The 19,257-nt window shown below is 63.6% G+C and carries 16 protein-coding genes; 7 read left to right on the top strand and 9 right to left on the bottom strand.

Going from position 1 to position 19,257, the window contains the following annotated elements; genetic code table 11:
- Positions 1-45: 45 nt before the first annotated feature.
- Genes KTJ78_RS09850 through KTJ78_RS09865 form a run of 4 tightly spaced genes read right to left on the bottom strand, consistent with a single transcriptional unit; the run spans position 46 to position 3,244 of the window.
- Entirely contained in the window at positions 46-699 is a 654-nt protein-coding gene (locus KTJ78_RS09850; RefSeq protein ID WP_217135203.1) for a DUF4245 domain-containing protein, read from the bottom strand.
- Between the two features lie 3 nt (positions 700-702).
- Positions 703-933, bottom strand: coding sequence for an exodeoxyribonuclease VII small subunit (locus KTJ78_RS09855; RefSeq protein ID WP_217135205.1), 231 nt, complete (start codon positions 931-933; stop codon positions 703-705).
- Positions 934-979: 46 nt separating this feature from the next.
- Complete coding sequence (gene xseA, locus KTJ78_RS09860) at positions 980-2,212, bottom strand: exodeoxyribonuclease VII large subunit (RefSeq protein WP_217135207.1); 1,233 nt, start codon at positions 2,210-2,212, stop codon at positions 980-982.
- A gap of 9 nt (positions 2,213-2,221) precedes the next feature.
- Complete coding sequence (locus KTJ78_RS09865) at positions 2,222-3,244, bottom strand: zinc-binding alcohol dehydrogenase family protein (RefSeq protein ID WP_217135209.1); 1,023 nt, start codon at positions 3,242-3,244, stop codon at positions 2,222-2,224.
- 111 nt (positions 3,245-3,355) lie between these two features.
- On the opposite strand from KTJ78_RS09865, the gene KTJ78_RS09870 reads away from it, so the two are divergent.
- The 3 genes from KTJ78_RS09870 to KTJ78_RS09880 are packed head-to-tail and all read left to right on the top strand — an operon-like array spanning position 3,356 to position 5,571.
- Entirely contained in the window at positions 3,356-3,850 is a 495-nt protein-coding gene (locus KTJ78_RS09870; protein WP_217135211.1) for a winged helix-turn-helix transcriptional regulator, read from the top strand.
- Positions 3,847-4,791: a putative RNA methyltransferase gene (locus KTJ78_RS09875; RefSeq protein WP_217135213.1), complete on the top strand. Its 945-nt coding sequence runs from the start codon at positions 3,847-3,849 to the stop codon at positions 4,789-4,791. The genes KTJ78_RS09870 and KTJ78_RS09875 overlap by 4 nt, the downstream gene beginning before the upstream one ends.
- Before the next feature lie 27 nt (positions 4,792-4,818).
- Positions 4,819-5,571 carry an SDR family NAD(P)-dependent oxidoreductase gene (locus tag KTJ78_RS09880; RefSeq protein ID WP_217135215.1) on the top strand — a complete coding sequence of 251 codons (753 nt, stop codon included), beginning with the start codon at positions 4,819-4,821 and terminating at the stop codon, positions 5,569-5,571.
- A gap of 9 nt (positions 5,572-5,580) precedes the next feature.
- On the opposite strand, the gene KTJ78_RS09885 is transcribed toward KTJ78_RS09880, so the two are convergent.
- The gene (locus KTJ78_RS09885) at positions 5,581-5,712 is read right to left on the bottom strand and encodes a putative transporter small subunit (protein ID WP_217135217.1); all 132 of its coding nucleotides are present in this window, start codon (positions 5,710-5,712) and stop codon (positions 5,581-5,583) included.
- 31 nt (positions 5,713-5,743) lie between these two features.
- On the bottom strand, positions 5,744-7,396 hold the full coding sequence (locus KTJ78_RS09890) for a sodium:solute symporter family protein (protein WP_217135340.1): 1,653 nt from the start codon (positions 7,394-7,396) through the stop codon (positions 5,744-5,746).
- 364 nt (positions 7,397-7,760) lie between these two features.
- On the opposite strand from KTJ78_RS09890, the gene KTJ78_RS09895 reads away from it, so the two are divergent.
- From KTJ78_RS09895 to KTJ78_RS09910, 4 genes are all read left to right on the top strand, one after another.
- Positions 7,761-9,305: a class I adenylate-forming enzyme family protein gene (locus KTJ78_RS09895; protein WP_217135219.1), complete on the top strand. Its 1,545-nt coding sequence runs from the start codon at positions 7,761-7,763 to the stop codon at positions 9,303-9,305.
- 47 nt (positions 9,306-9,352) lie between these two features.
- Entirely contained in the window at positions 9,353-10,612 is a 1,260-nt protein-coding gene (locus tag KTJ78_RS13975; RefSeq protein WP_369808062.1) for a beta-ketoacyl-[acyl-carrier-protein] synthase family protein, read from the top strand.
- A 64-nt stretch (positions 10,613-10,676) separates the two neighbouring features.
- Positions 10,677-11,288 (top strand): hypothetical protein, encoded by a 612-nt coding sequence (locus KTJ78_RS09905; protein ID WP_217135221.1) that lies wholly within the window; start codon positions 10,677-10,679, stop codon positions 11,286-11,288.
- On the top strand, positions 11,285-12,934 hold the full coding sequence (locus tag KTJ78_RS09910) for a polysaccharide deacetylase family protein (protein ID WP_217135231.1): 1,650 nt from the start codon (positions 11,285-11,287) through the stop codon (positions 12,932-12,934). The genes KTJ78_RS09905 and KTJ78_RS09910 overlap by 4 nt, the downstream gene beginning before the upstream one ends.
- A gap of 39 nt (positions 12,935-12,973) precedes the next feature.
- On the opposite strand, the gene ppk2 is transcribed toward KTJ78_RS09910, so the two are convergent.
- From ppk2 to KTJ78_RS09925, 3 genes are all read right to left on the bottom strand, one after another.
- Entirely contained in the window at positions 12,974-13,936 is a 963-nt protein-coding gene (gene ppk2 / locus KTJ78_RS09915; protein WP_217135232.1) for a polyphosphate kinase 2, read from the bottom strand.
- A gap of 37 nt (positions 13,937-13,973) precedes the next feature.
- Positions 13,974-15,485 (bottom strand): sodium/proline symporter PutP, encoded by a 1,512-nt coding sequence (putP, locus tag KTJ78_RS09920; RefSeq protein WP_217135235.1) that lies wholly within the window; start codon positions 15,483-15,485, stop codon positions 13,974-13,976.
- Between the two features lie 125 nt (positions 15,486-15,610).
- Complete coding sequence (locus tag KTJ78_RS09925; RefSeq protein WP_217135237.1) at positions 15,611-19,159, bottom strand: proline dehydrogenase family protein; 3,549 nt, start codon at positions 19,157-19,159, stop codon at positions 15,611-15,613.
- Positions 19,160-19,257 lie beyond the last annotated feature (98 nt).

The raw sequence follows: 19,257 nt of genomic DNA on the forward strand, positions 1-19,257 counted from the left end.
TATTCCTTTACTGGGTGATCACTCATGTGAATAGCGGTCGGTCGGTTAGAGCGAGTCGAGAGCTGCCTGAGCGAGCTCGCGAATCACGATGGGCTCGTCGGTGCCGTACACCACGAGAGTTGAGTTTTCGAGGTTGGTGCTCATTGCAAAGAGCACGTTCGTGTGGTCAGGGTCGTCGTCACGGTGGTCGTATACGGTCCAGGTGTGGCCCGCGAACTCTTCGGTGCCGGTCGCGCTCTTTGACTCGAGAAACTGGGCGATCCAGGTCTCGTTCGCGGGGCCGGCCTCTGGCGTGAACGCCTGCACGACGGCGGCGAACTGCTCGGTTGGCTTTGGCGTCGTGTAGCCGACGTACCACTGCGTGATCTTGTCGGCCTTCGACGAGCGAATGGTGGCCTGTTTGGCAAGCCAATCGCTCGGCATGGCGGGTGCGACGAGTTCAATGCCGGCGGTGGGGCTTGCATCGTGCGCGAGTGAGACGACATCGACCGAACGGTCTTCGAAGTCGCCCACCCCGCGGGGCACGATGAGTACGAGAATGAGGACAACGCCAAGGCTCGCGAGCAGCGAATACACGAGGTTGTTAACGGTTTGCCTCTGGCGGTGCAGGCGAGAGTTCTCTGCCTTTCTCGCTGCCGTCTCATCGGGAGTTTCTGGGCGACCGAGCTCGGCAACGATCTTGGGCTTCTTGCTTGCCATCGGTTATTCTGCCTCGGTTTCTGACGGGGCGCTCTGGCGTGCCGCTTCTAGGCGTTTGCGGGCACCGAGCAGCCACTCTTCGCAGCGTGCGGCGAGCGCCTCACCGCGCTCCCACAAAGAGAGCGACTCTTCGAGCGTGGCCGCGCCCTGTTCAAGTTTGCTCACCACCTGCACGAGCTCGTCACGCGCTTCTTCGTACGAGAGCTCGGCGATGGGGGCACTGCTATTCGACATGGCTCCCAGTCTACCCCGCAATGCTCATGGTTCAGGGGGAGTGTTGTCAGGCTGTTGGTGAAGTTGCGGGCCCCGCGACCGCCGCGAGTGTGCCACGCGCCAGCGTAATTGTGAGACCGGTGCCTTCAGGCGCCTCAACGGGGTCGGCAAGCACGGTGCGATCGTCATTTTGCACGATTGCATAGCCCCTGTTGAGCGTCGCCTGGGGTGAGAGCGCTACAAGTTGTGAACGGAGTTCGCCGAGATGGCGTTCGGCCGATTCGACCTGTCTCTCGCTGAGCTCTGCGCCACGCGCGATCCACCGGGTGAGTTCTTCGGCCCGCTCATCGATGAGTCGTTCGGGGTTTTGCATGACGGGCCGTTCCCTGAACGACTGCACGCGATCGATCTCGTGCGTAATGAGCTGGGTAAGCCGCGATGAGAGCCTGAGTCTCGCCTGGGCAATGCGCTCGCGCTCTTCTCCGACGTCTGGCACGACCCGCTTGGCGGCATCGGTCGGCGTTGAAGCGCGAAGGTCGGCGACCTCGTCGAGCAGGGGGCGGTCGGCCTCGTGACCGATCGCGCTCACGATCGGCGTGTTCGCGAGTGCTGCCTCGCGCACGAGCGCCTCGTCGCTGAAGGGAAGTAAGTGTTGAAAATCGCCGCCACCGCGGGCGATGATGATGACATCGACGCTCGGATCGTCGTCGAGCGCGATGAGCGCCGCACGCACCTCAGCGGCAGCTCGCTCTCCTTGCACAGCGGTGTACGCAATCTCAAACTGCACATCGGGCCAGCGAAGGGTTGCGTTGCGCACGACATCTTTTTCGGCGTCTGAGTCACGACCGGTGATGAGGCCGATCTTTGCGGGCAGAAACGGGAGCGCCTTCTTGCGCTCGGGGGCGAAGAGCCCCTCTGAGCGAAGCTGTGCTTTGAGCCGCTCGAGCCGCTCGAGCAGGTCGCCCAGGCCAACGTGCTTGATGTCGAGCACGTTGAACGACAGGGTGCCGCCCTTGACCCAGTAGTTCGCCTTCACGAGCGCGATTACGCGGTCGCCCTGCGAGAACTCTTCGGTCAGCTTTGCGGTCACGCTGCGCCATGCGGTGAGCGAGATCGTCGCGTCGTCGTCGAGGTCTTTGAGCTTGCCGTAGGTGTTGCCCTGACGGTTTTGCCATTGGGTGAGTTCACCCTCAACCCAGATCGTACCGAGCCTGTCGATGTACTCCCGCACTTTTGTGCTCATGAGAGCAACGGGCCAGGGGGTCTCTCGCGAGGCTGGGGTTACGGGTTGCGGGCACATACCTCGATCTTAGTGCTCGCCCTCCTGCTCGCTCACGGCGATCACCAGCTTGCCCACCGTGCGCTCGGTCTCGATGAGCTCGTGCGCTTCGCGTACCGTCGCCGCGGTGAGCGGGCTCAGCACGCGGGTCGTGGTCGCAGTCACTTTGCCCGCATCGACGAGTGCGGCGGTCGCGTTTAAGAGGTGGTGTTGTTCGATCATGTCGGGGGTCTGAAACATTGAGCGGGTAAACATGCGCTCCCAGTGCCAGGCGACACTCTTGATCTTGAGCGGCGTGACATCGGTCGGGCCGTCGTCGATCGCGACAATATCGCCGAAAGGGCGAATGATGCGCTCGTAGGTCTCGACCTGGCCCTTCGAGTGAGCGGTAAAGATCCACTCGACGCCGTCTGGCGCAATCGCGAGTACTTCTTCGGCGAGATCGGCGTGGTGGTTCACGGTGTGCTCTGCGCCGCGTTCGAGCGCCCAGGCTGCTCGCTCGGGGCTCGAAGCGGTTGCGATGACCGTGACGCCCGGCAAGAGCGCCTCGCACAGTTGCATCATGACCGAACCGACGCCGCCGGTTGCGCCCACGATGAGCAGGGTGCCCTGCGATGCCTCGGTGAGGCGTAGCCGGTCGAAGAGGCACTCCCAGGCGGTGATCGTGGTGAGCGGCAACGACGCCGCATCGGTGAACGAGAGCGTCGTGGGCTTTCGGCCGACGATCCGCTCGTCGATCGTGTGTAGCTCTTGGTTCGTGCCTTGCTTGTCGATCTGGCCCGCGTAGAACACCTCATCGCCCACCGAGAACAGGGTCACGCCGTCGCCAACCGCACGCACGATGCCCGAGGCGTCATAGCCCAGCACCTTGAACCCGTTTGCTGGCGCTCCCTGCCGCACCTTCACATCGACCGGGTTGACCGAGACCGCGCGCACCTCGACGAGAAGATCGTGGGCGCCGAGCTCTGGCACCGGTATTTCACGCTCAACGATGCTCTCGGGGTGGTCGATGGGGTGGTTCTGTGAATACCCGATTGCGCGAGTGGTGTGCACGGTTGCTCCTCATAACGACGTCAGCGGCTTGCCCCGCAACTCGCATGTCATCACCGAAGTTGCCAGGCGTTGAAAGTACTATACCTGAAGCAGGAGGAGGCACGATTTCGTATGGCGTTACGCTCAGACTGGTCAGGCGAGGCCTGCCCGATTCGACGGGCAGTCGACGTGGTTGGCGACCCGTGGGTGCTCTTAATCGTCGGAGAGGTGCTGCATGGCAACGGCCGGTTTGAGCAGTTGCGCGGCACGCTCGGCATCTCTGAGGCGGTGCTCAGTAGGCGCCTCAAGATGATGGTCGAAACGGGCCTGCTCACCAAAGTCGATTACGATGACGCCGGCCGCGTGCGCCAGGGGTACGCGGCGACCGAGGCTGCGAGCGACCTTCTTCCTATCGTGCAGCAGCTTGCTCTCTGGGGCGAGAAGCACACCGGTGCGCCGACTGGCGGAACGCCCATCGTCATGGTGCACCGCAGCTGCGGCCAAGAGACGACGCGGGCTGAGGTCTGCAGCGCCTGTGGCGAGAAGCTCGTTGCCGAGCAGATGCGGTGGATCAACCCCAGCGATAACACGGGCCGTGATCTCGTGGGCCCGGGAGTGCTCGTATGAGTGAGCGCGCGGCGGCGCTCGATGCCTGGCTCGCATACCTCGCCTGTCCCGCCTGCGCGGCGGGGCAGAGCCAGCACGTGCGGCGTGAGGCTGGCGCCGTGCGCTGCGAACGTGGCCACGCGTTCGACATTGCGCGCCAGGGGTACGTCAACCTCGGAGCCAGCCAGAAAGACGCGCGGGCCGATACCGCTGCTATGGTGATGGCGCGCGAAGCCATGCACGCATCAGGTGCTTTTGATGCGATCTCGCGTGCGTTGAACGCCGCGGTCTCCGCCCGAGACTGGGGCGAGGGCGAGTTACGCTTCGCCGATCTCGCTGGCGGATCGGGGTTTTACGCGGCCCGGCTTCTCGACTCGCTCGCGGCTGGTGACGTGGACGAGCCCCGCGTTCAGGCTCGCGGCCTCGTGCTTGATCTCTCGACCGCAGCCCTGAAGCGCGCGGTCGCCGCTCACGAGCGTATCGCCGGCGTTGCGGCCGACCTGACGAAGGGTATCCCGCTGCGCGACGGATCGGTTCACGCGCTCGTGAACGTTTTCGGCCCGCGCAACGGGGCCGAGATGAGGCGTGTGCTCGCGAGCGACGGCGCCTGTTTCGTCGTCTCGCCGAGCAACCGCCACCTTGCAGAGCTCGTCGGCGAGCTCGGCATGCTGCAGGTGGCCGACGACAAGGCAGAGCGGGTCGAACGGGCAATGCAGGGCTTCACCGTGCAGGGGCGGGAACGCTGCGAGGAGCGGGTCGAGTTTGGCGAAGCGCAACTCAGGAACATCATTGCGATGGGCCCGAGCGTGCACCATGTGAACGGCGAAGAGATCGCGGCGCGGGTCGCCTCGCTACTCGAACGGGCCGGGAGGAACACGATCGAGGTGACGATGAGCGTTGACGTGACGACATTCGTGCCAAGTGACCCCGTCTCAGCCGCACCGAAAAAGATGGGTGCGTGAAGCCGTCACCCGAGTTAGGGTGAAACCATGAAGCTTCAAGGAATTACCGCACTGATTACTGGCGCAGCCTCAGGGCTCGGCGCCGCAACCGCCAAGGCTCTCGTTGATGGGGGAGCCGAGGTGCTCGGCCTCGATCTTGCCTCGTCAATCGAGAAGGCCACCAAGGTCGAGGGAGTGACACTCGTCGCGGCCGACGTGACGAGTGAAGACGAAGTGAGCGCCGCGATTGAGGGCTACGAGGGCGCACCGCTGCGCGTCGTGGTTAACTGCGCCGGCATTGCTCCAGCAGAGCTCACGGTCTCACCGCGCGGCGCGCACAGCCTCGACCTCTTTCGCAAGACCATCGATATTAACCTCGTCGGCACCTTCAACGTCTTGCGCCTCGGCGCCCTTGCGATGTCGAAGACGGAGCCGCTCGAGCACGGTCAGCGCGGCGTCGTGGTGAACACCGCTTCGGTCGCGGCCTATGAGGGGCAGATTGGCCAGGCCGCCTACGCTGCGTCGAAGGCCGGCGTTGTCGGCCTCACCATTACTGCGGCGCGCGACCTCGCACGGCTCGGTATTCGCGTGAACACGATTGCCCCTGGCATCGTCGACACCCCGATGCTTGCGGGGCTGCCGGAGCGGGTAACCGACGCTCTCGCAGAGAGCGTTCCCTTCCCGCACCGGCTCGCCCAGCCCGCCGAGTACGCGCAGCTCGCGAAGATGATCATCGAGCACGACTACCTGAACGGCGAGACCATTCGCATGGACGGCGCCATTCGCATGGCGCCGAAGTAGGCCACCGCGCTAAATAATGCGGCGACCTTCGCGCTTCGCTTGACGAAGCTCTGTGAAGAACGCCTTCAGAATGACCGCGAGCACGACCAGTACGATGACCGGGCAAATAAGAACGTAAATCGTGAGAAAAAGGGGGCTCATATGACTCTCCTACGTCGAATGGAAGTGTTGGTTAGCGGGCGCTCTTCGCGGCCTCGACCGCTTCTTCGGGCGTGATCGCATCGAACTCGCCGGTACGCTCGGCGAGCAGGGCGAAGTCGAAGGGCTTCTTGTTGCGCAACGAGATGAGCGTCGTGACGACCGTGCTGACGGCGTAGGCCACGAGCGATCCGCTGAGTACGGCGTAGTCGTGCACCGCGCCTAAGGCAAACGGCGTCACGATCACGCTCGCGATACCGCCCGCCCAGAGCGCGGGCTTCAGGCCGAAGAACCCGAAGGCCATGAGGCCGATCACGACGCCGACGCCCACGATCGAGAGCACGTCGATGAGGAAGTTCGTCACCGGGTTCGCCGGGATGAGTTCGAAGCGCACGGGCAAGAAGGCCGCCATGGCGCTCAACGTGCCAACCGTGAAGGCAACGTTCGAGACCCGGTTCCAGTAGAAGCTCGCGATGACCGGAAACACGAGGGTGCCCCAGAGCGCGCCAACAAAGACGAGCATGTCGAGAATGTTCATCTTGCCGGTCGCGAAGTAGAGCGCCGCGGCCATCGCGATGACCATGGTGATGCGCCCGATGAAGACCATGCGCTTCGGGTTCGCTTTGCCGCGACCAGCGACGTTCTGACCGTAGACATCGGCCATCATGATCGCTGAGAGTGCCGTGAGATCAGAGTCGGCCGTCGAAGAGAGCGAACCGATGATCATGACGAAGAAGAGCGCGATGAGGGTCGGCGTGAGGTAGGTGGCGGCCATCTGCGGAACGAGGTTGTTGAGGTCGCCGCCCAGGGGCTCGATGCCGAGGTACAGGGCCATGACGCCGAGCATGCCGATACCGATCACGGTCGCGCCGTAGCCCACCGTCGCGGTAATGAAGGTTGGCTTGATGAGATCTTCGCGCACCGCGAAGAGACGCTGCGCAATGGTCTGGTTTCCGATCGCGTATGCGAGCACTGCTGCGATGTACGGGGCGCCCTGATTCAAGAACGCCTCAGACGAGAAGAAGTTCGACTGCTCTGGCGTGAGGTTTGCCGCGCCCTCGGTAAACATGGCCGGGCCGCCGGCGCTGAAGAAGATCACGGGAATGAGAATTGCCGCTGCGCCGAGCATCGCGACCACCTGAGCGACGTCGGTGAGTACCGAGGCGCGAAAGCCCGACCAGACGGTGTAGAGCAGCACGCCGCCGGCGATCGCGATCACGCCCTGCCCGAAGCTAAACGGCGAGAGCATCGCGATGAGCGCGCCACCCGCGATGAGGTTCGTGGTGAGGCTGATGACGCTGCCGAGCACGTTTGAAACGGCGAGCATGAGCTGGCTCGAACGCCCGTGCCTCGCATACATGACCTCGGCGATCGTGTGCGCCTTCGGAGCGACCTTACGAATGCGCTTGCCGAAGGGGTAAATGAACAGAATCATGAGGGCTCCCCAGAGCCCATAGTGCAGTGGGCCTGAGATGCCGTAGGTGTAGCCCGAGGTAGCCGAGGCGTACATTGACGAGGCCCAAATCCATGTGGCGGTCATTGACGCGGCCGAGATGCCGAACCCGATTTTTCCTCCGGCCGTCATGTATTCGTCGGCGTTCTCGCTCTTCTTGCTGATGCGAAGTGACATGATGAGGCTGCCGCCGTAAAAGAGCACGAGAAGGGCGATAACCACCCAACCCTGCATGATCGTTTCTTGATTCCCCAAAGTTTTTTCCCTGTCAACTAGTTCTGTGTATGAATGCGCAAATTGGTACCCCAAATCGAACCCCCGTGGAATTCGAGCGTTACCCGTTTTCCCGCGTATCGCGGGTGGGGCCTCAGGAGAAAACCTCGGCGCACATCAGCCTTCGATGAGCGGCTTTTCTCCGGTGGCAACTCGTCTACTGTAACAACGCTCCGGTTTTTTCGTCGCCAAAAAGCGCCAAAATTAGCCAGAGTTGGGCTGCGCAACACGCGTTTGGCAAGTGAGCAGTATGGCAAACGCAACGTTATGTAAACGTGACTATAGCGGCCTTGATACAGTATTTTCGAGCAGAGAATGGAGACTCATGCCATACACCCGCACGGTGCTCGAGGTTGCATCGAACGAACCCGAACGCGTTGCCCTGACCGATGGGGTGCGCAGCATCACGTACGGTGACCTTTCCAGCTCGTCAGGAGCCCACAAAGCGGTCGTTGATAGCCTGCTTGGGCAAATCAGCGTCGAAGCGCTCTCTGGCATCACCTTCGCCGACGAAATCGGCGATATTCCGGTCATCTCGATCTCATTGACTCACGTACTCGATAGCGCAGAGCTCGTCGCGGTGCTTGCTGGCTACCGAACGGTTACCTCGGTGCTTGATCCGCTCTGGCCTATCGAGCACCGGGTGCGCTCGATTGTGCGCTCGGGGGCCCAAATTGTGGTGACCGATGACGAGTCACTCGGCCATGCCCTTGTCGAAGGTTCTTGGCCCGGCGTGATCATTGGCCTCGACGAGTACCGGGCTCGACTCGATCGGGTGAGTGAGACTGAGAAGCGGGAGCAGCCGCCAACCGTGCGCGACGACGAAGAACCCTTCCTGCTCATTTTCACCTCGGGAACAACCGACCTGCCGAAAGGTTTCTTACGCACGCGAAAGAGCTGGCGCTACAACGTTCGGGTCAGCGAGCGCTGGCTGCGAGCAAAGCCAGCAGAACTGACGTTCGCGCCCGGTCCGCTCGCCTACAGCCTCACGCTCTACGCCCTCGTCGAAGTGCTGGGAACCGGCGGATCGATCATGCTGCAGAGTCGTTTTGACCCGATCGACGCCGCGAGGCTGCTCGTCGAAAAGCCCGTCACGAGGCTCGTCGCGGTGCCCGCCGTGCTGCCCGCGCTCGCGCAAGCCGCGAAGCGCGACGATGTGCAGTTCACGAGGCTCACCGACGCGGTGATTGGCGGTGCAAATCTCAGCCTTGCGTTGCGCACGAGCTTTGAAGAGGTTGCGCCTGATGCGACCGTTCTGAGTTACTACGGTGCCGCCGAGATTGGGTTCATCGCGTGGAGTACCGAGGGTGACGGTGCCCTGCTCGAGCCCTTCGACGGTCTTTCGCTGAGCGTGCGAGACGAGAACGGGGCAGAGCTTCCGGAGGGAGAGCTCGGGCAGCTCTTCGTGCGGGTCGGTTCACAGGGTGACCGCTACATCTCGACCACGGGTGGCGCGCTCATCACGGGTGCCGACGGCTGGGCGACGGTCAACGATCGCGCGCGACTCGTGGGCGGCAAGCTGTTGCTCGAAGGACGCGCCGGCGATATCGCCGTGACGGGTGGGCATAAGGTCTCGCTCGTGCAGATCGAACGAACACTCGAGGGCGTTCCCGGCTGCGAACGGTGCTGCGTTGTAACGCAACCTCACCGCCTCCTCGGCGAGATTCTCGTTGCCGTCATCGAGGCGACGCCGGGGCAACCCTCACCTGAGAAAGCGAGGGTGAATGCCCGGCTCGGCGAGCTCTTACCGCCACAGTTCGTGCCACACCGCTACTACCTTGCCGACGATTTTCCGCGCACCGTCGGCGGAAAGATTCGCCGCGTCGAGGTGCGCGCCGAGCTCGAGGCGGGGTCATACACGAGGCTCTAACACGGGGCCCACGACCACTTCGCACCTCGAACCCGTACACTCGGGGTGTGAACGAGAGAGTGGTCATCACAGGAATGGGCGCCGTGACGCCGCTGGGGCTAGACGCCCCAACGAGCCTTGACGCCGTGTTCGCTGGGCGCAGCGGCATCGGTCCCATCGAGGGGTTTGACACGAGCGACATGGTCGTGACGATTGGCGGCGAGGTACGGGGATTTGACCCCTCTGGCGTCGTGTCACCAGCCGACGCGAAACGCCTCGACCCACACGCGCTCTACGCAATCGCAGCGGCCAGCGAGGCCATCGACCAGGCTTTCCCGGGGCATCGCAGTGGCGATCCGCTCATTGCCGACCCGACCCGACTTGGTGTTTCGGTCGGCTCAAGCTCGGGCGCCTCAACCCTCATGCAGGAGGCTACGAGAACCCTCGACGAGCGGGGTCCTGCGCGAGTGAGACCGGGCGTCGTCGTATATGGAGGAACCGACTCTGCGGCAAACGTGCTGAGCGTGCGCTACGGGGCGCTCGGCGCGGCCCACGGCGTCTCGGCGACCTGCGCCTCTGGCGCGATGGCGATCGGAGAGGCGCTGCGCACGCTACGGCACGGCTACGCCGACGCGATGATCGTGACATCTGGCGACCACTGCGCGAACCCCGTGAACATGGCCGCGAACGCGAACATTCGGGCGCTCACCCGCGACTTCAACGCGGTGCCCGCACGGGCGAGCCGTCCATTCGACGCTGCTCGCTCGGGCTTCGTCATGAGCTCGGGCGGGGCTGCGCTCGTGTGCGAAACCGAACGCTCGGCACTCGCGCGAGGTGCCAAAATTCTCGCCGTGATTGAGGGCTACGGCGCGAGCTCTGACGCTCATCATGCGACAGCGCCTGATCCTGGGGGCGAGGGAGCCTCGCGGGCGATGCATTTAGCGCTCGCCGATGCAGGCCGTGAAGCCGGCGACGTGGGCCACGTGAATGCGCACGCCACGAGCACGCCGCTCGGCGACCACAGTGAGGCACTCGCGCTTGCCGCGGTGTTCGGCGGTGACACCGTGCCTCCGGTCACCGCGACCAAGTCGGTTAGCGGGCACATGATTGGTGTCTCGGGAACGTTCGAGGTGCTCGTCGCCGTCGAAACGCTGCGCCGCGGCCTCATGCCACCCACGCTCAACCTCGAAACGCTCGACGTGCCAGAGGGAGTCGCGCTCGACGTGGTCACGGGTGAGGCGAGGCCCTTCGTGGGCGATCTCGTGCTCACGAACTCCCTTGGCTTTGGCGGGCACAACGCGACGTTGCTCATCGGTGTGCCGCGATAACGGTTTGGTGACAGCGAGCTTTTTCCACGTGTTTGCGCACCGGGCGTAGGCGTAGCATACGGGTATGGCCCCGAGAACGTTCACCCGCATCATGCGAGACGACTCAGGAGCCGCGGGCAAGGTATTGCTCATTGTCGCGGCCTTTCTCGTGCTCCTCGCCGTTGCCGTACTTGCCCTGTGGCGCCCCGTTATTCAGCCGCTCATCGGTGATGGGCTCGCGACCCGAGTCGAGGGCGATACCGACTATCTCGTGCCTCGCGACGATGCGCAACTGAGCCTCACGCTCGCCGACGGCTGGGTTGTGCAGCGTTCGCTGTACCAGCCTGAGCAGGCACTCTTGAAAAGCCCAGATTTCTCGGTCGAGGTGCTCGTTTCAACCTGGATGCACGGTGCCTCTCCCTCGGCAAAGACCGCGCTCGCAGAGGCGATCGAGGGGTGGCACGACCACACCGAAACCCGCATCGAGGCCGTCAGCGACGACGTTGTCGCGGTATCGGTGTTCGGGCACGAAAAGAAACGGCAACCTGAAAAGCTGGTCGTCGCCCTCGCGAAGGGAAGCGATGAGCGGGCGAAGGCCTTCGCCACGCTGACGGTGTCAACGAAAGATCGTGACCTCGACGAGGTACTGCCCGCGGTTGCAGAGCTTATCGCCACGGCGAAGGCGGTCGAACGATGATGCGGCAGAGTCTTGCGGTTGCGATGAGCGTTGTGCTCGCGGGGCTTCCCGGCTGGCTTGAGCCCTGGGTTCCCGCGTTTACCCCGACCGAGTGGGCCGATGTTGACGCTGTCGAGTGGCAGGCTCCCGAGCCGCAAGAAACCGGGGCCACCATCGATGAACCGCTGCACCCGCTCGACCCCGCAACAGCGAACGGCTTCGTGCCGAGCCGCATCGTGAACGGTTCGCTCGGCCTCAACGCGCGCTTTCTCATGACCCCTGCCTCGGGCGACCACAACTCGGTCACGCTCGACCTCGTGCGCTCACTCATTGGTGACGCAGAGAAGGCCACCGACAAGCAGTACTCGCCGGAGGCGCAGGACACCACCGCCGGGCTCAGCGACCGCGGGTGTGTGGAGGGCTCGACGTTCTCGCCCTTAGACGAGGTGCTGCGCGACCCCGCACTCGCGCCCGCAAAGCATGAGGGGGTCTCCATGAGTTGCGACGTGATGGCCGCAGCATCGACCCTGCTCGTGCAACGCATTCGTTTGATCAACACGCTTGGCGAAAAGCCGGTTGACCGCGTCGTCACGGTCATCACCGATACCTCTCGCGCAACGACCGTTCCCGCCAAGCACCTGTGGAACGACGAAGGGCCACGCATCGTGTGGCAAGCGATCACTGAAACCCTGCGCCATGAAGCCCGGGGCCTTAGCCTTATGCCCCCGCAAAGCGACCCCGACGAGGCCCTCATCGAGGCCATCCTTGACTCTGCGGTGCCACTCACCGACGGCGCCCTGCACCTCACGATTCCGCAGGGGTTCCAGACCCCAGAACTCGAGGCCCTCGGCAGCGAGCCCCTGGCCGAGGCGCGCACCTTGAAGCTCACACCCGAGGTCGCGACCACCGCGCTCAGTGAGACGGGGCAGTCGATCATGGCGGCGATCAACAGCGAAGATCCGCTGGTTGCTCCCGACGCTGTTTTGCCGGGCAAACGCGACATCGACTGCTCACTCTTCGTCTGCGTCGCGCTCACTTATGACGATGGGCCCTCGGCACTCACCCCGACCATTCTCGATGCGCTGCGCGACCACGGGGCTTCGGCGTCGTTCTTCATGGTCGGTAGCCGTGTCGAAAGCTACGCGGCCGCAGCAAAGCGTGTGGTGACCGACGGGCACCTGGCGCTCAACCACAGCTGGTCTCACCTCGACCTCTCGAAGCTCGCCGCGGGTACGATCGATGCCAACGGCGACGAGACCGACCCCGACGATATGCCGAGCGAAGAAGACCGAAAGAAGGCCGTCGCCAAAGAGCTGAACCGTACAAGCAAGGCCATCGTCGCCGCGACCGGTGTCGCCCCAACCGCCTTTCGGCCGCCCTACGGCGCCTACGACGATGCCGTGCTGAAGATCGCGAAGATGCCGGCAATTCTATGGGATGTCGATACCGAAGATTGGAAGGGTGTCTCGGGTGACGATCTCGTGTCGAGCATTGTTCCCGTCGCGAGGCCGGGCTCAATCGTCTTGCAGCACGACATTCACGACAGCAGCGCCGACACGATCGAGCAGGTGCTCGACGGGCTCGAAAATCGTGGATTCATGGTCGTCAACGTGGGGCAGCTGCTCGGCGGCATGCCCGCCTCGGGCGCCTACAGCAGTTCGCGCTAACGACCCGAGGCGCGACTCGCGTGCGATTGTCTCGGGCCGTTAGCGGCGGATCACGGGGAATGATCCGTCGTGATGTTCGCCGTCTTCTGCGATCGTTTCAGGGCTTCCAATCACGAGCGGATCGGGCGTGCCCACGACCTCGTGGTCTTTGTTCGGGTAATCAAACTTTGAGAGCACCCAACGCATGGCCTCAAGACGCGCGCGTCGCTTGTCGTTCGACTTCACGACCGTCCATGGCGCCGTCTTGGTGTCGGTGTAAAAGAACATCGCGTCTTTGGCTTCGCTATACGCATCCCACTTATCGATGCTCGCGAGGTCGGTGGGTGAGAGCTTCCACTGTTTGACCTTGTCGGTCGAACGATCGATGAAGCGCTGCCTTTGCTCAGCCTTACCGACCGAGAACCAGAACTTGAAGAGGTGAATGCCCGAGTTAATGAGCATGAGCTCGAAGCCAGGTGTGGCGCGCATGAACTCGTGGTACTGCTGCGGGGTGCAGTAGCCCATGACTCGCTCGACGCCTGCCCGGTTGTACCAGGAACGGTCGAACAACACGATCTCGCCGCCCGAGGGCAGATGCTGCACATAGCGTTGAAAGTACCACTGCGAACGCTCGCGATCGGTGGGGGTCTCGAGGGCCACCACGCGAGCGCCGCGGGGGTTCATGTGTTCGGTGAAGCGCTTGATCGTGCCACCCTTGCCGGCCGCGTCACGGCCCTCGAAGAGAATGACAATCTTCTCGCCAGACTCTTTGACCCAAGTTTGCAGCTTGAGCAGCTCGATTTGTAGCTTGCGCTTTTGCTTCTCGTACTTTTTGCGTGAGAGTTTCTTGTCGTAGGGGTACCCCTGACGCCACGGAGCATCGGGATCATCGCCCTCTGCCTCATCGGTATCAGCCAGCAGGAGCTCGACGATCTCGTCAATCTCTGGGGCAACGTCAACCCTTGAGTGCGCGGCCTCGGCCGCTGGAATCTCGTCGGGTTTGGGCTGTGCTGCGTCAGACATGGGTACTCCTCACGAATGCTCTTCTACACTCACCATGTTAGCGCTGAGAGCCCTCTTTCTTCGGGTTCACGACGAGCAATGACATCGTGGTGGTGAACTCAGTGTCGATATCGGTGTTCGGGCGGTAGGTGAGCTTGCTGACGATCACGGCTACGAGGGTCGCGAGCACAAACGCTGGCAGGAGCTCGTAGAGGCCGGTATCGAATGCCTTCCAGATGAACACGGTTGCTGCACCGACCACCATGCCGGCCAGCGCACCCCAGTTGCTGAGACCGCGCCAGTAGAGGCTCAACAGAATGATCGGGCCGAATGCCGCGCCGAAGCCCGCCCAGGCGAAGCTCACGAGCCCGAGGATGCTGTCATTCGGGCTGATCGCGAGAACAGCCGCCACAATTGCGACAGCGAGCACCCCAACGCGGCCGAGCACGACGAGCGTGCGCTCGCTCGGTGGCTGCTTGCGGGTGACACGGTACAGGTCTTCAACGAGAGCCGACGAGCACACGATGAGCTGACTCGACAGGGTGCTCATAATGGCGGCGAGCACAGCGGCGAGCACGAAGCCTGCCACGAGCGGGTGCAGTAGCACCTGAGACATGAGCAGCACGACGGTTTCTGGGTCGCTCGGGGCGCCACCAAACTTGTCGAAGTAGGCGATGCCGATGAGACCCGCAGAAACCGCACCGAGCAGTGACACGAACTGCCAGCTCGTGCCGATGCGCCTCGCCGACGCCGCCTCCTTTGGCGAGCGCAGCGCCATGAAACGCACGATGATGTGGGGCTGCCCAAAGTAGCCGAGACCCCAGGCGAGGCCCGAGAGCACGACGAGCACAACCGCTGTTGTCGTGAGTGACTCGTCACCAAAAATCGAGAGGTTGCCGGCACCGACCGTTTCGACGAGCGTCGCCGTCTCGTTCCAACCGCCGATGGTGAAGATCGCGACCGCGGGCACGAGCACGAGGGCCACGACCATCATGAGCCCCTGCACGACGTCGGTCATCGACGCACCAAGGAAGCCGCCGAAGAGCGTGTAGGCGAGGGTGACGACGGTCACCATGAGCATGCCGACGATGTATTCGCCACCGAACGCGCTTTCAAAGAACTTGCCACCGGCGACCATGCCAGAAGACGCGTAGATGGTGAAGAAGACGAGAATGATGATGCTCGCGATGGTACGCAAGAGGTGGGTATTGTCACGAAGCCGGTTTTCGAAGAAGTTTGGCACCGTGATCGAGTTGCGCGACACCTCGGTGTAGGCGCGAAGCCTTGGCGCCACGAGCCGCCAGTTGAGGTATGAACCGACGAGCAGACCCACCGCGATCCACCCCTCGATGAGACCGGTCGCGTAGATCGCGCCGGGAAGGCCCATGATGAGCCAGCCCGACATGTCAGACGCGCCGGCACTGAGCGCCGCTACCCACGGCGGGAGGCCTCGCCCCGCGAGCATGTAGCCCTCGTGGCTCGTGGTCTTGCGAAACGCAAGCCAACCGATCAGCAGCATCACGGCGAAGTAGATACCGAGGGCTAAGTAGAGAAAGAAATTATCTGACATCGTTGTCACCTTTTCATGAATTGGATGTGGTGTCGAGGGGTATTCGTTCAGTGGGAGTGGGCAAGAAGTCGAGATGTGGGGCGGGGTGTGGGCGACGCGGATCGCGAGACCCACACCCCGAAGGGCTAGATGAGCCCGTCTGAGAGTGTGTTCGGGGTTCCGAAACGGTGCGCGGTGATCGAGACCGCCTGCTCTTGTACGTAGGGCAGCATTTCTACCCGACCGGCCGAGACGACCGGGCCCGCGTAGACGGCGATGTCGGGTTTGCCCTGCACCGCCGCGTACACGGCACGTGCCTCGGTCTGTCGCTCGGCATCGGCCGCGACAACCCTCACTCGGGCGCTCGCGCGTGGCCCTTCGACCGCCGCAACGCTCGCGAGGCGACGGCCCCAGGCAGCCTCGTCTTCGACGAGTACCGTGACCCTGGCGTTGCGCAGCCCGCTTGCAATCTGCTCTGGCGGAGTGGTGGCGAAGCTGAGCGTGGGGCGTGCACCCGCGGCGAGACCCGCGATCGCGGTGCGCACGGCATCCCGTAGCGACGCCGACTCGGCAACGCGAGCGGTCGTTGCGACCGGGTGGTAGCGCAGAATGTTGCGCTCGACGCCGAGACCCGAAGCGTCGCGTGCGACGCCGAACTCGTCGGCGACCGCTTGCGCGTCAGATGCCGCTGCGGCCCGCAGCCACTCGAGGTCGGCCTTGGTGAGGCCTGCTCGTGCGGCAGCGTCGAGCACGTGCTCGATTGATGCGAGGGGTTTCGCTGTGGCCTTGGTCACAGGCGCATCGACCCAGTTGACGAGGCCGTGCAGGTAGTTTGGGCCGCCAGCTTTCGTGCCCGCGCCGATCGCCGACTTCTTCCAGCCGCCGAAGGGCTGTCGCTGAACGATCGCGCCCGTGATGCCACGGTTGACGTAGAGGTTGCCCGCCTCGATGCGCGAGAGCCAGCGGTCGATCTCGTCACGGTCGAGCGAGTGCAGCCCGCTCGTGAGCCCGTAATCAATCTCGTTGACCATGTCGATCGCTTCATCGAGGCTCGACGCCGTCATGATGCCGAGAATAGGGCCGAAGTATTCGGTGAGGTGGTACTCAGAACCGCGTTTCACGCCGTCACGCACGCCCGGGCTCCAGAGCTTCGAGGCACCCGAGTCGTCGACCGAGAGCGGGCTCTCGGCGGCAATCTCGCGGGGCTTCACGAGCCAGCGTTCACCCTGACCGAGCGTCGTGAGACCGCGCAACAGCTTGCCCTCTGGTGCGCCGATGACGGGGCCCATCTGCGTGCCAAGGTGCTCGGGGGTGCCGACCGTGAGCGATTCAACCGCGTCGATGAGCTGACCCCGAAAACGCTTTGAGGTCGCGACCGATCCGACGAGAATGACGAGCGACGCGGCCGAGCACTTCTGCCCGGCGTGGCCGAATGCCGAGGCGACGACGTCGGCCGCGGCGAGGTCAAGGTCGGCGTTCGGAGTGACGATGATCGCGTTCTTGCCGCTCGTCTCGGCGAGCAGAGGTAGGTCTTCACGCATGTTTCTGAACGTCACCGCGGTCTCGTAGCCGCCGGTGAGCACGAGGCGCTCAACGCGTTCGTCGGTGATGAGCTTGCCCGAAACCTCGCGGTCGTCGAACTGGGCAAACTGCAGCACCTTGCGAGGCACCCCGGCCTGCCAGAGGCACTCGACCATGACCGCGCCAGAACGCGCCGCCTGGGCTGCCGGCTTGATGATGACGGCCGATCCTGAGGCGAGGGCCGCGAGCGTGCCGCCAGCGGGAATCGCGATCGGGAAGTTCCACGGTGGCACGATTGCCGTGAGCTTCACGGGCTTTGCCGCCGCGCCGTCGACGTCTTCGAGGCGCTGGCCGAGCATGGCGTAGTAGTTTGCGAAGTCGATGGCCTCAGAGACCTCGACGTCGCCCTGATCGATCGTCTTACCGCACTCGGCGCCCGCCACCTCGAGCAGCTCACCGCGGCGGCGCTCCATGAGCTGGCCCGCACGGTGCAGAATCGCAGCCCGCTCTGAGGAGCTGAGCGCTTGCCACGCCTCGGCTGCATCGATGCCGGTGCTGATCATCGTTTCAAGCTCGTCGCTCGTGCGCACGAGCCCCTCAGCGACGGTCTTCTTGCCGAGCTCAGAGCCGATCATGCGGCCCGCGATATCGCGGCCCCACGCCTGGTTGCCGGGTAGATCGGGGTCGGTGTCGGGAGTGTTCGCGAACGAGTAGGGGTCGGCGGTAAACGCCGTGATCAGCGCCTCGGCCTCCTGCTCGTCGTAGTGACGTCGGTCTTGCCTGCGGTTCGGCTCTGGCACAGAGTCACTGAGCGCTTCGAGCGAGGCGAGAAAACGGTTCTTCTCGCGTTCAAAGAGCTGTTCATTCTCGTGCAGCTCGAACACGGCCGACATGAAGTTTTCTTGGCTCGCGCCCTCTTCGAGACGACGAATGAGGTAGGCGATTGCGACGTCAAACTCTGCGGGGTGAACGACCGGGGTGTAGAGCAGCAGCGATCCAACATCCTTGCGCACGGCCTCGGCCTGCCCGGTCGCCATGCCCAGGAGCATCTCGACCTCGAGCCCGCCAGCGGCCCCACGGTGCTTCGCGAGCAGCCAGGCGAGCGCAATGTCGAAGAGGTTGTGGCCGGCGACGCCGATGCGCACGTTCTTGACGTGCTCGGGGGTGAGCGCGTAGTTCAGTACGGCCTTGTAGCTCGTGTCGCTCTCCTGCTTCGACCCCCACGTTGCGAGCGGCCAGCCGTGCATGAGGGCTGCGACCTGCTCCATCGGCAGGTTCGCACCCTTGACCACGCGCACCTTGATGGGGGCGCCGCCACGAGCCACGCGCTTCGCCGACCACTCCTGCAGGCGCACCATCGCCCCGAGCGCGTCGGGCAGGTAGGCCTGCAACACGATGCCAGCCTCGAGGTTCAAGAACTCCTCGCGGTCGAGCAACTGGGTGAACACGTCGAGCGTGAGCCCTAGGTCTTTGTACTCTTCCATGTCGAGGTTGATGAACTTTTGCGGCGTGGCCTGTGCGGCCTTGCGGAACAGCGGAACGAGATGCTCGATCACGTTCTCGACCGCCTCGTCGTAGGCCCAGTGGTTGTGCGGCGCCATGACCGACGAGGTCTTGATCGAGACATAGTCGACGTCTGCCCGCTCGAGCAGAGCATGGGTGCCGGCGAGTCGCTTGGCCGCTTCTTTCTCGCCGAGGATCGCTTCGCCCAACAAGTTGATATTGAGCCGTACGCCATCGCGTTTGATTTGCGAGATCGCCCGACCGAGCTTGGCATCGCTCGCGTCAATGATGAGGTGGCTCACCATCTCGCGTAGGACTTTGCGGGCGATCGGAACGACGATGCCGGGAAGGGGCTTTGCGAAGGTGCCGCCGAGGCCGATGGCTCCGCGCAGGTGGGTGGGCAGGAACGCCGGGGTAAGCGCGGTGAGTTCGCTGAGCTTCTTGGCAGCTGCCTTCGTGTCTTCGGGGCGCACGACGCCATCGACGAAGCCCACGGTGAAGTCGAGCCCGTTGGGGTCGCGCAGCACGCCCGCGAGGCGCTCAGCGGCGGGGTCAACGGGGTAGTGCGAGGCCTCCTCAAGCCAGGTGCGTGCGAGGGCGATCGCCTCTTGGCCGAGATCACTCGGGTGAACGGTTGCGGCCGAGGCCGTCGAAAGAGCATCAGTGCTCATGGCAACTCCTTTTACGAAGCAGACGGGTAACTGTGTCCAGTGTGCACGGAGTGACCCGTAATGAAAAGTTACGAAACATGCACGATAAGATGAAGTAA

This window comes from Leucobacter chinensis (genome assembly GCF_019049105.1).
In the GTDB taxonomy this organism is placed as follows: domain Bacteria; phylum Actinomycetota; class Actinomycetes; order Actinomycetales; family Microbacteriaceae; genus Leucobacter_A; species Leucobacter_A chinensis.

Excerpts from the sequence above, each read along its gene's own strand:
- KTJ78_RS09905 (WP_217135221.1), top strand. The coding sequence starts at position 10,677 with ATGGCCCCGAGAACGTTCACCCGCATCATGCGAGACGACTCAGGAGCC.
- KTJ78_RS09925 (WP_217135237.1), bottom strand. The coding sequence starts at position 19,159 with ATGAGCACTGATGCTCTTTCGACGGCCTCGGCCGCAACCGTTCACCCG.
- KTJ78_RS09870 (WP_217135211.1), top strand. The coding sequence starts at position 3,356 with ATGGCGTTACGCTCAGACTGGTCAGGCGAGGCCTGCCCGATTCGACGG.
- KTJ78_RS09895 (WP_217135219.1), top strand. The coding sequence starts at position 7,761 with ATGCCATACACCCGCACGGTGCTCGAGGTTGCATCGAACGAACCCGAA.
- KTJ78_RS09890 (WP_217135340.1), bottom strand. The coding sequence starts at position 7,396 with ATGCAGGGTTGGGTGGTTATCGCCCTTCTCGTGCTCTTTTACGGCGGC.
- KTJ78_RS09880 (WP_217135215.1), top strand. The coding sequence starts at position 4,819 with ATGAAGCTTCAAGGAATTACCGCACTGATTACTGGCGCAGCCTCAGGG.
- KTJ78_RS09875 (WP_217135213.1), top strand. The coding sequence starts at position 3,847 with ATGAGTGAGCGCGCGGCGGCGCTCGATGCCTGGCTCGCATACCTCGCC.
- xseA (WP_217135207.1), bottom strand. The coding sequence starts at position 2,212 with ATGTGCCCGCAACCCGTAACCCCAGCCTCGCGAGAGACCCCCTGGCCC.
- putP (WP_217135235.1), bottom strand. The coding sequence starts at position 15,485 with ATGTCAGATAATTTCTTTCTCTACTTAGCCCTCGGTATCTACTTCGCC.
- KTJ78_RS09910 (WP_217135231.1), top strand. The coding sequence starts at position 11,285 with ATGATGCGGCAGAGTCTTGCGGTTGCGATGAGCGTTGTGCTCGCGGGG.
- ppk2 (WP_217135232.1), bottom strand. The coding sequence starts at position 13,936 with ATGTCTGACGCAGCACAGCCCAAACCCGACGAGATTCCAGCGGCCGAG.
- KTJ78_RS09850 (WP_217135203.1), bottom strand. The coding sequence starts at position 699 with ATGGCAAGCAAGAAGCCCAAGATCGTTGCCGAGCTCGGTCGCCCAGAA.
- KTJ78_RS09855 (WP_217135205.1), bottom strand. The coding sequence starts at position 933 with ATGTCGAATAGCAGTGCCCCCATCGCCGAGCTCTCGTACGAAGAAGCG.
- KTJ78_RS09885 (WP_217135217.1), bottom strand. The coding sequence starts at position 5,712 with ATGAGCCCCCTTTTTCTCACGATTTACGTTCTTATTTGCCCGGTCATC.